Source organism: Elusimicrobiota bacterium (assembly GCA_016182905.1).
GTDB lineage: Bacteria > Elusimicrobiota > Elusimicrobia > UBA1565 > UBA9628 > GWA2-66-18.
Window position 1 is genome coordinate 55610 of the sequence record JACPFR010000041.1, and the last position, 14183, is coordinate 69792.

The 14183-nt window shown below is 66.2% G+C and carries 15 protein-coding genes and 1 pseudogene; 6 read left to right on the top strand and 10 right to left on the bottom strand.

Annotated features, from left to right (window positions below; genetic code table 11):
* Positions 1-27 precede the first annotated feature (27 nt).
* The 7 genes from HYV14_13075 to HYV14_13105 all read right to left on the bottom strand — a co-directional run bounded on the left by HYV14_13075 (position 28) and on the right by HYV14_13105 (position 9147).
* Positions 28-1893 (bottom strand): cytochrome c3 family protein, encoded by a 1866-nt coding sequence (locus HYV14_13075; protein ID MBI2386918.1) that lies wholly within the window; start codon positions 1891-1893, stop codon positions 28-30.
* Complete coding sequence (locus HYV14_13080) at positions 1890-2909, bottom strand: hypothetical protein (GenBank protein ID MBI2386919.1); 1020 nt, start codon at positions 2907-2909, stop codon at positions 1890-1892. Before HYV14_13080 ends, HYV14_13075 begins: the two co-directional genes overlap by 4 nt.
* The gene (locus HYV14_13085) at positions 2906-3292 is read right to left on the bottom strand and encodes an IS1 family transposase (GenBank protein ID MBI2386920.1); all 387 of its coding nucleotides are present in this window, start codon (positions 3290-3292) and stop codon (positions 2906-2908) included. The genes HYV14_13080 and HYV14_13085 overlap by 4 nt, the downstream gene beginning before the upstream one ends.
* A 99-nt stretch (positions 3293-3391) precedes the next feature.
* Positions 3392-4105 carry a hypothetical protein gene (locus HYV14_13090; GenBank protein MBI2386921.1) on the bottom strand — a complete coding sequence of 238 codons (714 nt, stop codon included), beginning with the start codon at positions 4103-4105 and terminating at the stop codon, positions 3392-3394.
* Positions 4106-4263: 158 nt separating this feature from the next.
* The gene (locus HYV14_13095; GenBank protein ID MBI2386922.1) at positions 4264-5373 is read right to left on the bottom strand and encodes a hypothetical protein; all 1110 of its coding nucleotides are present in this window, start codon (positions 5371-5373) and stop codon (positions 4264-4266) included.
* Positions 5370-7709: a sigma 54-interacting transcriptional regulator gene (locus HYV14_13100; GenBank protein MBI2386923.1), complete on the bottom strand. Its 2340-nt coding sequence runs from the start codon at positions 7707-7709 to the stop codon at positions 5370-5372. The genes HYV14_13095 and HYV14_13100 overlap by 4 nt, the downstream gene beginning before the upstream one ends.
* Before the next feature lies 1 nt (position 7710).
* Complete coding sequence (locus HYV14_13105; protein MBI2386924.1) at positions 7711-9147, bottom strand: HAMP domain-containing protein; 1437 nt, start codon at positions 9145-9147, stop codon at positions 7711-7713.
* 149 nt (positions 9148-9296) lie between these two features.
* On the opposite strand from HYV14_13105, the gene HYV14_13110 reads away from it, so the two are divergent.
* From HYV14_13110 to HYV14_13120, 3 genes are all read left to right on the top strand, one after another.
* Positions 9297-9875 (top strand): hypothetical protein, encoded by a 579-nt coding sequence (locus HYV14_13110; GenBank protein ID MBI2386925.1) that lies wholly within the window; start codon positions 9297-9299, stop codon positions 9873-9875.
* Positions 9876-9998: 123 nt separating this feature from the next.
* On the top strand, positions 9999-11042 hold the full coding sequence (locus HYV14_13115; GenBank protein ID MBI2386926.1) for a glutamyl-tRNA reductase: 1044 nt from the start codon (positions 9999-10001) through the stop codon (positions 11040-11042).
* A 72-nt stretch (positions 11043-11114) separates the two neighbouring features.
* The gene (locus HYV14_13120; GenBank protein MBI2386927.1) at positions 11115-11645 is read left to right on the top strand and encodes a hypothetical protein; all 531 of its coding nucleotides are present in this window, start codon (positions 11115-11117) and stop codon (positions 11643-11645) included.
* Positions 11646-11703: 58 nt separating this feature from the next.
* On the opposite strand, the gene HYV14_13125 is transcribed toward HYV14_13120, so the two are convergent.
* Positions 11704-12042 (bottom strand): helix-turn-helix transcriptional regulator, encoded by a 339-nt coding sequence (locus tag HYV14_13125; GenBank protein MBI2386928.1) that lies wholly within the window; start codon positions 12040-12042, stop codon positions 11704-11706.
* An 89-nt stretch (positions 12043-12131) separates the two neighbouring features.
* On the opposite strand from HYV14_13125, the gene HYV14_13130 reads away from it, so the two are divergent.
* The 3 genes from HYV14_13130 (at position 12132) to HYV14_13140 (ending at position 13657) form a co-directional block, all read left to right on the top strand.
* Positions 12132-12470 carry a response regulator gene (locus HYV14_13130; protein ID MBI2386929.1) on the top strand — a complete coding sequence of 113 codons (339 nt, stop codon included), beginning with the start codon at positions 12132-12134 and terminating at the stop codon, positions 12468-12470.
* Between the two features lie 66 nt (positions 12471-12536).
* Complete coding sequence (locus tag HYV14_13135) at positions 12537-13196, top strand: RNA methyltransferase (protein ID MBI2386930.1); 660 nt, start codon at positions 12537-12539, stop codon at positions 13194-13196.
* A gap of 50 nt (positions 13197-13246) precedes the next feature.
* Positions 13247-13657 (top strand): 8-oxo-dGTP diphosphatase, encoded by a 411-nt coding sequence (locus HYV14_13140; GenBank protein MBI2386931.1) that lies wholly within the window; start codon positions 13247-13249, stop codon positions 13655-13657.
* Positions 13658-13660: 3 nt separating this feature from the next.
* On the opposite strand, the gene HYV14_13145 is transcribed toward HYV14_13140, so the two are convergent.
* Entirely contained in the window at positions 13661-13792 is a 132-nt protein-coding gene (locus tag HYV14_13145; protein MBI2386932.1) for a hypothetical protein, read from the bottom strand.
* Positions 13791-14183: pseudogene (locus HYV14_13150) on the bottom strand (transposase). Before HYV14_13150 ends, HYV14_13145 begins: the two are co-directional and overlap by 2 nt.

Below are 14183 nucleotides of genomic sequence, written 5' to 3' on the forward strand. Positions count from 1 at the left end.
GCTCCGGTGCGACCGCGGCATAAGCTCTTATGGTTCGTAGGTCCCCGACCCCGAGCCATGGCAGCCCGTCGTGCCTTGCATGCTGCAATTGGGTTCGTCGTAGCCGGTCCGGCTCGAGGCCTTCCGGAAACCCGTGATGACGAGTTTTTCATAGGTGCCGGTGCCGCCGTAGTTGTACGGCTTCGGATCGGAGGCGTAGCCGATCAAGCGCGAGCGCTGGGACCCGTGCGGGACGACGGTGTGGCAGGTGACGCAGTAGACGCCGGTCCTGCGGTGATCGCTCTTCTCGTGAACGTTGTTGACGAAGTTGCTTCCCGACAGCATCGGGTGGCAGTTCACGCAGAACAAGTTCGTGGACCACGAGTTCCGGTTGCTCTTGACGTCATCGAGGCTCCACAAGCCGCCGGACGCGTTCTTGGGCCAGTAGCGGCGCGGCCCTGCGAGAAGCTTGTTCGCGGCGGAGCCGTGAGGCCCCTTGGGGTCGCTGGGGTTGTCGGACGCATGGCAGTCGGAGCAGGTCATGGTCTGATTGCCGGGGCCGCCGCCCGCGTTCCACGGCGACGACAGCTGCTCCGCCGTCAGGGCCCTGGGCGAGACCGCCCCGGTCTGCTCGTTTGCCGGGTTGCGCACGGGGTGGGCGGAGCGGTTGTTCGGATTGAACTCGATGGACTGGTCGCTCGAGTTCGCCGGGGGGGTGTTGCCGAACGCGTAGTAGGTGTGGCACTTGAAGCAGAGCTGATACTCCTTATAATTCACCGTGTCGTTGAAGACTTGGCGAACGTAGGAGGCGGCGGCGAGCCAGGAGCCCGCGCCGTAAGCGGGCTCGACGCCCCAGGCTCCGAGGAGGGCCTCCCCGATCCCGTTGCCGGGCGTGGCATGGGTGCCGGTCCTGGCGCGGTGGGGATTGTGGCAGTCCCAGCATTCGGCGTGGCGCTTGCCCGGTCCCAGGTTCGAGGCGTCGAGTTCGGGGTTCTTGTGGACTCCGGAGACGGTCTCCGCCGGATGCTTCGAGGCTTTCGCGTAGAGGTTCTTTATGTTCTTCGCGCCGAGCAGGGCGGGGGCGCCGTGGCACGTGAAGCAGGTGTTCTCCTCCGCGTCGCGAAGGACGTAGGCCTGCGCGGACGAGGCCCCGTGGACCTTGTGGCAGTTCCGGCAGGAGTATTCTCCGACCGTCGTCGGCGCCGCGCCCGCCGGCGTGTAGACCGCGTTCGAGAGCGCGTGGGCGCTGGCGGTGTAGTCCGTCTTGACGTGGCAGGAGGTGCACAGCGCCGCGTTGGCGTTGGACTTCACGAGGAAGCTGCCGTAGGTGTTGTCGTGGGCGTCGTGACAGGAGGTGCATTCGACGCGGTTCGTCTCCCCGTAGACCTTCACCGGGTCCCCGGCCGGGGGCAGCTGGATCTCAGGGTCGGTGCCGGGCTGCGCGGGGGGGCCGGCGCCGGGCTTGACGTCGTAGAGCACCGGGTGGTCGTTGGCGAGATTGGTGCCGATGACCTTCGACGATCCGAGTCCGCCGGTCATCTCCAGCGAGTTGGGTGCCGCGCTGAACACCGCGCCCAAAGCCGTCACGCCGTCGTGGCAGGACAGGCAGAGCTTCGTTTTCGACGCGTTGAGGTCGCTCATCGTCGGCGTCTTCATGCCAAGGTAGTTGTTCAGGTAGTTGGAAGAATAGAAGGTGAAGTCGACCGGGGCGCCGACGCGGTTCCACAGGGCGGTCATCTGCGCGGGCTTATGCATGGTGTGGCAGAATAGGCAGGTCAGCAGCTCATTGACCGCCTTCGGTCCGGAGGTGGCGCTGGTCGCGGCCAGGTCGTGCTTGGAGTCGATCACGGAGAGGGCTTGCGCGGGGAGAGCCCCTGCCAGGAGGATGAACGCGGAGAGCAGGATGTTGTTCATGGCTTGACCTCTTTGACGTACTGGAAGACCTGGACGCGGGCGTTCTGGGTGTCCGCCACGTAGACCCGGTCCCGGCCGTCGATGAAGACGCCTCCCGGCATGCTGAACTGGCCCGGCCCCGCGCCGGCGCGGCCGACGAACAGGAGAAAGTTCTTTTTGTCGTCGAACACCTGGAAGGCCTCGAAGGCCGCGTCGACGACGAAGACATGCCCATCTGAGTCGACGGCCGCGCCGCGGGGGCGTGCCAGGTAGCCGGGGCGGTTCCCGTTCTCGCCGATGAAGCCCCCGAACCGACCATCCGGGGTGAACCACTGCAGGCGGAAGTTGCCCGAATCGGTGACCCAGAGCCGGTCGGTCGTCTCGTCGAACGACATGTAGGTGGGGAAGTTGAATTCTCCCGGCTTGCTCCCGCGGCGGCCGAAGGCCTGCAGGAAGGTTCCGTCGATGCCGTAGACCGAGACGCGGTGTTTCTTGGCGTCGCTCACATAGATCCTGTTCGCCGATACGGTCAACGCGGCGGGACGGCCCATGCCTTCAGGGTCGCCCTCGAGCTCGCCTTTGACTTTCCCCTCGCCGTCGAGGATGAGCACCTTCCCGAGTTGGGAATCCAGGACCAACAGGCGCCCGTCCGGCGTGCCGGCTACGCTCACGGGGCTGGGGAGCTTCGCGTCGACGCCGCGCGGCCACCACTCGCCCCGGCCGCTCGCTTCCTCGTAGCGCAGGACGCCGCGCATGCCGGGGTCGGCGACGAAGACGGTCCCGCTGCTGACGAAGAGGCCCGTGGGCTTGACGAGACGGTCGGCGGCGACCTCTCCGGCCTTGTCGAGTCCGATCAGGACGCGGAGGAAGCGTCCGATCTTGCCCGTTCCGGCCACGCGCGGGCCGGCGATCTCCCCGGCGAAGCGCAGTCGCGCGGCCTGCGGGGCGGGCGGCCATTGCAGCGGGGGCGTCTCGGCCGGCGGAGCCGCGGCGGTGAGGATCAGCAGCAGGAAGGCGGTAGCGATGGCGCGGTTCATGGCATGTCCTCGGTGACGAGAGTCCGGCGGAGGTCGGCGTCCTTCAGCGCTTCGGTGAGGATTTTGCGCACGCGCCAGGCCGTGGCGAGCTTGACCTCGAGCTTGACCGACAAGGTCGAGCAGGTCTGGTGCCCGGAGACCATCAGGCGGGCGGCTTTGGCCCATAGGGTCAGCGGAAGATGGGTCCGGGCCAGCGGCGTGCCCGTAAGGTCGTTGAAGGTCCGTCCGCAGCCGGAGCAGCGCAGCTTGCGGCGGCCGTCCTTGCCGCGGGCGTGGACCGAGCAGTCGCGGTGGCCGCAGCGGGGGCAGCGAAGGCCCGCCTTCCAGCGGAGGTTCTGGAGGCGGGCCATCAGCACGGATTCAGTCGTCGTCGTGTCGATCATATTCAACCTAGGCCGAACACCGCAAAGCGGAAACCGAAGTCCAAAAAAGACCCCCGCCCGATTCGCCTTCGGCGAATCGCCAGGGGTCTTGGTGAGGATTTATTTGCCGCCGTGGCAGTCCAAGCAGACCGGACCGTGGTGGCCGTCGCGCGAATTGACGAGCAGCTTGCGGTTCTCCATGGGGCTGCTGTGCATGCTGTGGCAGGTCGTGCAGCCGACGAAGTAGCGCGTCTTGACGATGCCGCTGACGTTGGTGATGCTGACCGCGTCGCCGGCTTTCATGGAAACGTCGGTCACCGTGCCGTACTTGCTGACCGGCGTCCGCTCGTTGCCGATGCGGTGGTTCTGAGACAGGTCGCCGGGGGCGATCGTCAGGTTGGCGCGCCCCGTGATCATCCCGCCGTCGCTGACGGTCTGCGTGCCGTCGTGACAGGACAAGCACAGGCCGGAACGGCTGTCCACGAAGGCCCAAGCCGGGATCAGCGAACCGGCCGCCGTCGAGGCCACGATGGGGTCGGCATCGAACGCGGTGTTGGTGTACTCCACGGGCAGGATGCCGCTCTTGACCTTCCAAGTAAGGTTCTTGTCGGGGTTCTGACGGGCCCAGAGGGGCTTCATCTTGACGGGTTTGTGCATCTCATGACAGGTCGAGCACTGGTTGATGGCTCCGGCTCCGCCGCCTGTATAGGTGAGCGTGAAGTCATGCTTCGAGTCCGCGATCACGTTCATGCCGGTCGCGGCCGACGCATGTACCTTTCCAACGAGGACGAGACTCGCGACGAGCAGTCCCGTCAGTTTGAGTAGGGCTTTCATTGTGTTCCTCCTGAGATTTTGCGACGGCGACTACTCGCCGACATCTTCGGTGGCAACGAAGCTGCCGCCGATTTCTCCTCGGAGGGACGTTTAAATCTCTATTTTGTGACTCCCGAGCGCGGGATTGCGGCCGGGGGTGCGCGAATGCGCGCAGGATGCTATTTTTGCTCCGCCGGCGCTCCGGACGCCTTTTCTTCCGGGTACGTGATGTATTGATAGACCCCGACGCGCTTGTTCTTGGTGTCGGCGACGTAGATCATGCCGTCCTTGTCGATGAAAATCCCCGCCGGCAGGTTGAGCTGGCCGGCGACGTCGCCGGGGCTGCCGTACCAGACCAGGAGCTGGCCCGCGCGGTCGAAGACCTGGACCCTGGAGAAAAGGGCGTCGACCACGTGGATGTTGCCGTCGGAGTCCGCGGCGATGCCGCGCGGCCGGGACATGTAGCCCGGAGCGTCTCCGGACTCGCCGAAGCCCCCGATGGCCGCTCCGGTCGAGGAAAAGATGTGGACTCGGGCGGCCAGGGGGTCGCTGACCATGAAGTCGCCGTTCGCGAACGCCCAGACGTTGTTGGGGTTGGGCAGAGCGTAATACTCTTTTTTGGCGTGTACGCACATCTCCCGGATGAAATTCCCGTCCTTGCCTAGCAGCACGATGCGGCGGTTGCTGCTGTCGGCGACCAGCAGCTCGCCGGACGGGGTCAGCGCGATCCCGGCGGGCCGGTTGAGCCTGCCCGCCCCGCCCCCCGCTCCCTCCGACTTCCACAGGAACTTCCCGTCGGGAGAGTAGGCCTTGACCGTTCCCTCGCTCGTGTCCGAGACGTAGGCGATGCCCGCGTCGTCGACCGCGACGCTGACCGGGGACTTCAAGCTGTCCTCGCCGCGGTCGCCCATGTAGCGGAAGGTCCCTGCCTTCGGGTCGACGACCGTCAGATGCTGGGCGCCGGTGTCGGTGGCGTATATCCTGCCTTCATGGCTCCAGACGCCGTAGGGATTGTTGAAGATATCGGGGGTGATCTTGCCGCCCGAGAACATGGCGATGAGCCTGGCGAAGAAGCCCTCTTTTTTCTTCTCGACCTTGGGGGCTATATCGTCGGCGCTCTTGATCGTGCGCACGTAGCGTATACGCGGCTTGTCCGGCGGCGGGGGCCAGACGAGTTCCCTCGTGCTGGTCGAAACGGCCGGCGACTCCGCGGCCGAGGACCGGGCGTCGGCGGCTTTGGCGGCGCAAACCGCCAGGATGACGGCAAGGGTCAAAGTGATGGTTTTCATTTTTTATGGCACTCCGCGCACAGGGTGAAGATATCGCCGCGCATCAGCTTCGGGTTCTTGCCGGCGTGCGGTTCGTGGCAGGACGCGCAGTCGAAAGGCTTGCCTTCGCGGCGCGGGTCGGCCTTGCCTTCCTTCGCGGTCGGATGGCGAGAGACGGGATGGGAGTCCTTGAGAGCGTCCGCGTCGTGGCAGCCGAAGCAGACGTCGCCGAGGGGTTTGCGGACCAGGGACGCGCGCTTGCTCACGTGCGGATTGTGGCAGGTCGTGCAGTCTCCGGAGGAGAAGGGCTGATGGACGACCACGCTCGCGCCCAGCTTGCGGAAGTTGGAGTGGCAGACGAAGCACGACTCCTCCGGCAGCTTCTTGAGGGCGGTCTTCCCGTCGGCCCCGGTCTTGGCGTGGCACATCTCGCAGGAGCGCGAGCCGAAGGGGATGTGTTCTTTCGCCTCGACGATGAGCTTGGGGCTTTTCGAGGCGTGCGGCTCGTGGCAGTCCGTGCACTTCCCCTCGAAGGCGCTGACGCCGAAATGCGCTTTCGATATCGCGGCGTCCTTCGGGTCGTGGCAGGTCGCGCACAGCTCGTTGACCGGGGAGTTGAGCAGGGGTGCGTTGTCCGACGCGTGAGGCTGATGGCAGGTGCTGCAGTCCATATCCTTGAACGCGGAGTGGACGGTCGCCTTGTTCATATCGGCCGCCTTCCCCGCGTGGCAGGACAGGCACAGGGGCTTCTGCTCCATCGTCAGCTTGGCCGGATCCTTCGGGTCGGCGTGGCATTTGGAGCATTCGCCGGACTTTACCGGCGAATGCGCGCCCGCCTTCTCCATCATCGGCTTGGCCTTCTCCTCGTTGGCCGAGCGGAATTTGTCCTTCGGGGCGCTCTTGCCGAACCAGCCCTCGGCGGAGGCGGCGCCCGCGAGGAAGGCGAGCATCAGCAAAGCGCCGATGGCTTCCTTAAGACCGAATTTTTCCATGCGCCGGCGCAGGGCGTCCCGCGACAGGCCCAAGGACTGCGCGGCCTTCTGCTGGTTGCCGCCGCTGCGCTTGAGGGCCTGGACGACGAGATCCTTCTCCACGTCCTCCAGGCGGATGCCGTTCGGGGGCAAGGTCACGGCGGCGTCGTCCGCCTTCGCGGGCGTGGGCGCCTCCGCCGCGGCCTGCGCGCGCGCGATGTGCGCGGGCTGCGCGGCGGCGACGGGATGGAACTCCAGCTCGTCGAGGATCATCATTCTCTCCAGAACGTTGCGAAGCTCCCGGACGTTGCCGGGCCACTTATAAGCTTGGAACTGCTCGAGGGTCTCGGGGGACAGGACGGGCTTGGGCTTGAGCATCTCCGCGCTGAGCTTGCCGAGCAGGCGGTCCATCAGCGGCAGGATGTCCTCCTTGCGCTGGCGCAGCGGAAGCAGGGAGATCGTCAGCACGTTGATGCGGTAGTAGAGGTCCTGGCGGAAGCGCCCCTCGGACACCGCGCGCGGCAGGTCCTCGTTGGTGGCGGCGATGACGCGCACGTCCACGGTGATGTCGTCGCGCCCGCCGACGCGCTTGAAGGTCTTGTCCTCGAGCGCGCGCAGGATCTTGCCTTGGAGGGCCATCGGCATGTGGCCGATCTCATTGAGGAAGATCGTGCCGCCGTTGGCGATCTCGAAGAGGCCCTTCTTCTGGCCGACGGCGCCGGTGAAGGAGCCCTTTTCGTAGCCGAACAGCTCGCTTTCCAGCAGGTTGTCGGGGATGGCCGTGCAGGAGATCTCCATGAACGGCTCGAAGGCGCGGGGGCTGCCGTAGTGGATGGCGCGGGCCAGGCGGTCCTTGCCGCAGCCGCTCTCGCCCAGGATGAGGACGGTGCCGAAGGGGCTCGCCGAGATCTTCCTGGCCACGGCGAGCGCGTCCTTCATGGAGGGGCTCTCGGCGACGATCGAGGCGAAGTTGTACTTGTCGAGGCCCTTCTGGTGCGCGCGGTCGAGGCGGCGCTTGAGCTGGGCGGTCTCGAGCACGCGCTTGAGCGTGATCTTCAGGCCCGCGAGCTGGAGGGGCTTGGAGATGTAGTCGGCGGCGCCCTCGCGCAGGGCCTCGACGGCGCTGGCCAGGTCGGCGAAGGCGGTCATGATGATGACCGGGAGCTCGGGGTTGCCGCGGCGCGCGGACTTGAGCACGTCGAGCCCGCTCTCCCGGCCGAGGCGCAGGTCGGAGAGGACGACGTCCGGGTTCTCGGCCTCGAGCGCGGCCTCGGCCTCGGCCAGGTCGGCGGCGACGACGGTCTTGTAGCCGGAGTTGGTCAGGTCCTGCGACAGGGACCACCGGATCAGCTCTTCGTCGTCCACGATAAGGATCTTCGCCGACATGTCAGCCCTCCGCCTTCGCCGCGGGCAGGCGCACGAACACGCTCGTGCCCCGGCCCGGCTCGCTTTCGATCCAGATGTCCCCGTTGTGCGCCATGACGATCTGCCGCGACAGCGGCAGGCCGAGCCCGCTGCCGTTCTCCCGGGTGGTGAAGAACGGGCGGAAGACGTGCTCGAGGTCGGCGCTCGAGATGCCCTTGCCCGTGTCGGAGACCTCGACGAGCAAGGAGCCGTCCTGCTCGGCGCGCGCGCGGACGCCGAGCGTCCCGCCGCGATCCATCGCGTGGGCGGCGTTGATGAAGAGGTTCAGGAAGACCTGCTCGATCTGGCCGGGGTCGCCCTTGAGGCGGGGGAGGTCGCGCGCGATGTCGCGATCGATCCCGATCTTCTGGGTGCGCAGGCGGACCTCGATGAGGTCGAGCATGCGCTCGAGCGGCTCGCGCAGGTCGAAGGGGCGCACGACCGCCTCGGGCATGCGCGCGAAGCGCAGGAAGTTGCCCATGGTCTGCTCCATGCGGTTGAGCTGGCCGAGGACCTTGCTCAGCACCTCGCGCCGCGGGCTGCCGTCGGGGATCTCGCTTTGCATGACTTGGATGGCGGAGCTGATGCCCGTCAGCGGGTTGCGGACCTCGTGGGCGAGGTGCGCCGACAGCTCGCCGAGCGCGGCGAGGCGCTCCATGTGGCCGACCTGGCTGCGGTGGAGGTTCACGATCTCCCGGCGGTCCTTCTCGAGCAGGCGCACCATGTTGTTGAAGCCGCGGGCGATGGAGCGCAGCTCTCCCGAGGGCAGGTCGTCGACGCGCGTGTCGAGCTTCCCGCGCGCGACCCGGTTCATGGCCTCGACGATGCGCCCCATCGGCTCGTCGATGACGCGGCGCACGACCATGAAGGTCCACAGGCCGACGACGAGGAAGGAGGAGAAGAGGATGATGAGGCGGCCCTTGAGGTTGGCCTCGGCGACGGCCTGATGGTCGCGCTTCGGCGAGACGAGGCGGACGAAGCCGAGGTGCCCCGCGTCGGGCCCGTGGCAGCGCACGCAGGCTCTCTGGTTCTGGATGGGAAAATCCATGATGATGTTCTTGCCGGCGTCGACGGGAGGAGTGGCCATGTGCCGCGGGTGGGGGATCTTCCCCAGGTCCTCGATGACGACGGCGTTCTTCTCCGTGTCGAGGAGGTACATGCGTTCCTCCTGCCCGTGTCCGTTGTGGACCGAGAAGAGCTGCCGGATGGGCTCATGGTTGCCGCGGATCATCGAGTCCATGATGACCCGCGAGATGACGGGGAACATGCTCCGCATCGTCGCGCGCTCGATCTCGTGGACGCTGTTGCGCGTGTCCTGCACGTACAGCAGGAACGTGATCGCCGTGACGGCCACGGTGAACGAGTAGAAGGCGATGAACGTCTGCCGGGCCAGCGAGGCGCCGCGCCATGCGACGGTCAAACGCCGGAGCAGTCGGCTTGGACGCAGTCGCCGCATAGGAGTTCTCACCGCTTCTCTTGCAACGGACCGGCCAGCGCGTCTTCGCCAACCTCAAATGGAATTGACAAAGACGAGGGCCGGGTCTACACTGACAGCGGAGGCCCACCCCTATGAACCCCTGGCCCCGGCAGCTGATCTTTCGTTCCGTCCTCTTTCTGGCCGTCGTCGCCGCCGCGCTCGCGCTGCGCGCGCCGCGGGTGTCCCCGCCCGCCGACCTCGGCGACCTGCGCGACTCCGTCGGAGAGCACCGCGTCCCGCTCAGCGGCGGCCACGCGTCGTTCTCCTGCGGCGCCTGCCATATCTCGCACTCCGCGAAGGCCGCGCGCCCGCTGTGGCAGAAGGCGGGGACGAGCGACGCCGGCCGATTCGTGAAGGATTCGGCGGCGGCCGGCGGAGTCAAGACGAGCCTGTGCATGTCCTGCCACGACGGCACCATCGCCCCGACGATCACCGCCCACTCGGTCTCCGGCGGCGGCGCGGATCTCGGCGCGAACCACCCGGTCGGCATCGACTACCGGGCCGCGGTGACGGGCAATCCCGGCTCCTTCAACGACCCGGAATCGAACCCCCGGATCATCCTGGAGGACGGGATGGTCGCCTGCGTCTCCTGCCACTCCACCCACGCCGTCAGCCCCGTTTCCGGGGGCAGCGTCCGGCAGGACGTCTGCACCGAGTGCCACCGCCGCTGAGGCGGGTTTGCGCGCAATCGCTCACTTATATCGCGTTTTTGCGCCATTCCGGCCCATAGACGGCATATAGTCGTCATATCGCGGCGATCGGATGGCAAAGTTGTTGCCATGTCATCGTTCACGATGATGAACGAATGGATGGTGGTCGGACTGAACCACTCGACGGCTCCCGTCGAAATCCGCGAGGCGATCTCCCCGAAGCCTGAGGAAGCCGGGCGCATCAACGCCGTCATCAGCGAGGCCACCGGACAGAAGGGCGTCGTCGTCCTGTCCACCTGCAGCCGCTTCGAGATCTATTTCCAGCCGGATAAGGACGGCGAGCAGGCCGTGGCGGCGTGGCTCAACCTCCGCGCCGGCCGCGACATCGGCGAGATGCTGTTCACCCGCCGCGGCGCCGAGGCCGTCGGCCACCTGTTCCGCGTCGCCGCGGGCCTGGACTCCTGGATCATGGGCGAGACCGAGATCCTGGGCCAGTGCAAGTCCGCCTACCAGGGCGCCTGCGCCGAGAAGACGGCCAACCGCTTCGGCCACCTGTCCTTCCAGCGCGCGCTGATGGTGGGCAAGAAGGTCCGCAACGAGACGCGCATCGTCGGCGGCATCGCGTCGATCGGCGGCGCGGCGGCGATGATGGCGCGCAGCATTTTTTCCGATCTCAAGGAGCGCGTGGTGGTGGTCTTCGGCGCGGGGACCATGGCCGCCTCCTCGGTGCGGCACCTGCGATCGAAAGGCGCGGGCAAGCTGTTCATCAGCAACCGCAGCCTGGATAAAGGCCAGGCCCTCGCCGCCGAACTCGGCGGCGAGCCCGTCACTCTCGCGGAAGGATTCGAACGGCTGGACCAGGCGGACATCGCGGTGTTCTCGACGGGCTCCGACCGCTATCTGCTCGACGGGGAGGCCGCGCAGGCCCTGTCGCGCCGCCGCGGCGGCCGGTCGCTGTTCATCATCGACATCGCGATGCCGCGCAACGTGGCCCCCGAGGTCGCGAAGGCCGAGGGCGTGTACCTGTACGACATCGACGACCTCAAGGCCGTCGTGCAGAAGAGCCTGGCCAAGCGCGAGGCCGACATGGCCCACGCCGCGGAGATCGTGGGCGCCGAGAGCGCCGACTGCTGGAGCCGGCTGAACTTCCCGGTACCCGCCCCCGCGCGCGAAGCCGTCGCCGCCTAGGGCCGCGACACTTTCAAGGTTCCGCCCTCGTCTAATCGATCGAGGGCCTTTCGGGCCCGGGGGGTAGTTCAGATGAAGCGGATCATGTCGATGGCGTTGGCCGGGGCTCTCCTGCTGCCGGCGGCTTTGCGCGCGCAGGACGGGCCTGAAGGCAGGCCCGGGCCGCAGGGCGGGAAGGAATCCTTCAAGGAGCGCATGAAGGAGAAGTTCGACGTCACCGACGAGCAGGAGGCCAAGCTCAAGGCCGCCAAGCGGGCCCGCCGCGACGCCGACGCCGCGATCCACGCGGACATCCAGGCGGCGATGCGCAAGCTCTCGGATCAGATCGAGGACAAGGCCCCGGAGAAGGACCTTTCTGCGACCCTCGACAAGATCGCGGCCGCGCGCAAGTCCATGCGCGCCGAGGAGGACAAGTTCGAGGCCGCGTTGACCTCGATCCTGACGCCGACGCAGCGGGCGAAGATGCTCGTCGCGATGAAGGGACGCATGGGCAAGCACGGCGGCAAGATGGGCGGCGGCAGGATGGGGCCGGGCAAGATGGGGCCGGGAAAGATGGGGCCGGGCAAGATGGGCGGCGGACCCCGCGACGGCGACGACGACTAGTTTCGCGGCGCAGGGGGCGCCTTCTCTGCGGTGGGAAGGCGCCCTCGCGTCGTCAGGCTCAGCCTTCGAGTTCGTCGGCCAGGTCGCGGACGACGCTCATCAAAAAACGGCGCTTGCCCGGCTTGAGTTTCGAGACCATGGTGTCCAGCGCTTCGGCGATGAGGAGATCTTTGCCGGGACGTTCCTTGGTTCTGGGTAAAAGTTCGGCGGGCTCGACGCGGAGCACGGCTGCGACGGAAAACAGGGTCCGGAGGCTGGGAATGCCGGTTCCGCGCTCGAGTTGTCCGTAGAAGGACGCGTCGATGCCGGCTTTCTCCGCCACTTCGGCTTGGGTCAACTTCAACGCTTGCCGTAAAGATTTGATTCTGACGCCGATGTCGCGGTAGGCCTTCTTCATTGTCCCTGATATTGAAGGACTCTTCGGCCTTCATAAGAAGATACTGTAAAGCCAGTTGACAGGTCTTTAAAACCTGTTATAATGGTAAGATGAGAATCCTGGTGGCCGATGACGATCCCTCGATCCTCCGCTTCGTCACCCGGGCGCTGGAGGCGTTGGGACACACCGTCGAGTCGGTCTCCGACGGGACCGAGCTGATCCGCCTCGCGGGCGCCGTTAAGCCCGACTTGATCCTGTCGGACATAAACATGCCGCAGTGCGATGGGATCACGGCGTGCTGTTGGCTGAGAAAGGCGCTTCCTGAAACCCGCCTTTTTCTGATGACTGGGAATTCTGACTCGGCTTTCGCCGCCGGGCGGGCTGGTTTTCATCTTGTCTTGCGCAAGCCGTTCGAGTTGGAGAGGTTGCGGGACATGCTCTCGCTCTGAGAGCGTGCGTGATCGGCGCGCTCCGGTTGTTGAGATGATATCATCGTCTCCATGGACTTTCGCGTCGTGCTGGTCGATCCGGAAAATCCGCTGAACGTGGGCTTCGTCGCCCGGGCGATGCGGGCGTTCGGAGCGACGGAGCTGGTCGTGGCGGGCTCTTCGTGGAAGGCCCTGCCCGCCGAGGCGCGGGTGACCGGGGTGAGCGCGCCGGAGATACTCGACGGCGCCCGGTTCGAGAAGGACCTCGCCGGGGCCCTGCGCGGGTGCGCCGCGGCGATCGCGTTTTCCCGCCGGCCGACGTCGCTGCGCCAGGACGAGTTCACGCTTCCCGCCGTTCCTCCGTCCGTGGACCTGAAGGGCCGCACGGCGCTCGTGTTCGGGCGCGAATCAGCGGGCCTTACGCGGGCGGAAACGGCGTTGTGTCCGTATCTCGCGAGGATCCCGTGCCGCAACGGCGTCAGCCTCAACCTGGGGCAGGCGGTCGCGGTGGCGCTTTTTTCTTTGACGGATCGAACGGCAACGGATGGGGTATCCGATGAACGGGCCGCAACGGCTTCGTTGGAGAGAATGACGGCCATGTGGGAGTTCATCCACCCCAAGCTCGCGGCTTCGCCGCGATCATCCGAGGAACGGATGCAGCGGATACGGCAGATGCTTTTTCGGCTTCATTTGAACGACGACGATTTCGACATGTTGTTTTCCGTCATGAAGGGGCTCTCGAAGTGAAAACCATCGTCGCGACACTTTGTTATGTGCGCTCGGGCGAGCGGACCTTGATGATGCATCGCAATAAAAAACCCGGCGATATCCATAAGGGCAAATGGAACGGCCTCGGCGGTAAGCTCGATTCCGGAGAGTCTCCCGACGAATGCGTGGTGCGCGAGATCCGCGAGGAGTCGGGGCTGACCTTGCTCGATGCGAAGCTGCGCGGCGTGCTGAGCTTCCCGGCGTTCAAGCCTGGGGAGGACTGGCTGGTGTTCGTGTATACCGCGACGCGCTTCGAGGGCGAGCTCGGCGAGTGCGCCGAGGGAGACCTCGAGTGGGTGTCGGGCGAGCGCCTGGCGGCCTTGCCGCTGTGGGAGGGGGACCGCATCTTCCTGCCGTGGCTCGAGCAGGAGCGGTTCTTCTCGGGGAAGTTCGTCTACCGCGAGGGGCGCCTGATCGCGCACGAGGTTTCCTTCTCCTAGAAGTCATCCAACAACCCTCTTGAGGGCGATGAGCGCGCAGGCCATATGAACCAAGCCGAGGAAGATCAAGGCGGAGCGCTCGTAACGCACTACGAGGCGCCGGAAGTTTTGGAGCCAGGCGTTGGTGCGCTCCACGGCGCCGGAAGTTTTGGAGCCAGGCGTTGGTGCGCTCCACGATCCAGCGTCGCGCGTAGCGTCGAAGCGGTCGGCCGTCCTGCGTCGGCGCCTTCTTGCGGTTTCTCCGATGCGGCACGATCAACTCGATGCCCCGCTGCGCCAAACGTTCCCGCAGCGGATCGCTGTCGTAGGCCTTGTCGGCGATCACGCGCTCGGGACGAGTACGGGGACGACCTGGACCGAGACCGCTGACCCTGACGGTCTGGAGGGTGACTTCCGCGAGCTTGACCTCCGCCGGGGATGCCGAGTCCAAGTGAACTCCGAGCGGAGTACCCTGGCCATCAACCAGAACCATAAGCTTCGATCCCTTCCCGCGTTTGGTTTTGCCGACTTTGAGTCCCCTTTTTTG

Coding starts and splice junctions, on each gene's coding strand:
- HYV14_13075 (MBI2386918.1), bottom strand. CDS start 1,893: ATGAACAACATCCTGCTCTCCGCGTTCATCCTCCTGGCAGGGGCTCTC.
- HYV14_13080 (MBI2386919.1), bottom strand. CDS start 2,909: ATGAACCGCGCCATCGCTACCGCCTTCCTGCTGCTGATCCTCACCGCC.
- HYV14_13085 (MBI2386920.1), bottom strand. CDS start 3,292: ATGATCGACACGACGACGACTGAATCCGTGCTGATGGCCCGCCTCCAG.
- HYV14_13090 (MBI2386921.1), bottom strand. CDS start 4,105: ATGAAAGCCCTACTCAAACTGACGGGACTGCTCGTCGCGAGTCTCGTC.
- HYV14_13095 (MBI2386922.1), bottom strand. CDS start 5,373: ATGAAAACCATCACTTTGACCCTTGCCGTCATCCTGGCGGTTTGCGCC.
- HYV14_13100 (MBI2386923.1), bottom strand. CDS start 7,709: ATGTCGGCGAAGATCCTTATCGTGGACGACGAAGAGCTGATCCGGTGG.
- HYV14_13110 (MBI2386925.1), top strand. CDS start 9,297: ATGAACCCCTGGCCCCGGCAGCTGATCTTTCGTTCCGTCCTCTTTCTG.
- HYV14_13115 (MBI2386926.1), top strand. CDS start 9,999: ATGATGAACGAATGGATGGTGGTCGGACTGAACCACTCGACGGCTCCC.
- HYV14_13120 (MBI2386927.1), top strand. CDS start 11,115: ATGAAGCGGATCATGTCGATGGCGTTGGCCGGGGCTCTCCTGCTGCCG.
- HYV14_13125 (MBI2386928.1), bottom strand. CDS start 12,042: ATGAAGAAGGCCTACCGCGACATCGGCGTCAGAATCAAATCTTTACGG.
- HYV14_13130 (MBI2386929.1), top strand. CDS start 12,132: ATGAGAATCCTGGTGGCCGATGACGATCCCTCGATCCTCCGCTTCGTC.
- HYV14_13140 (MBI2386931.1), top strand. CDS start 13,247: ATGATGCATCGCAATAAAAAACCCGGCGATATCCATAAGGGCAAATGG.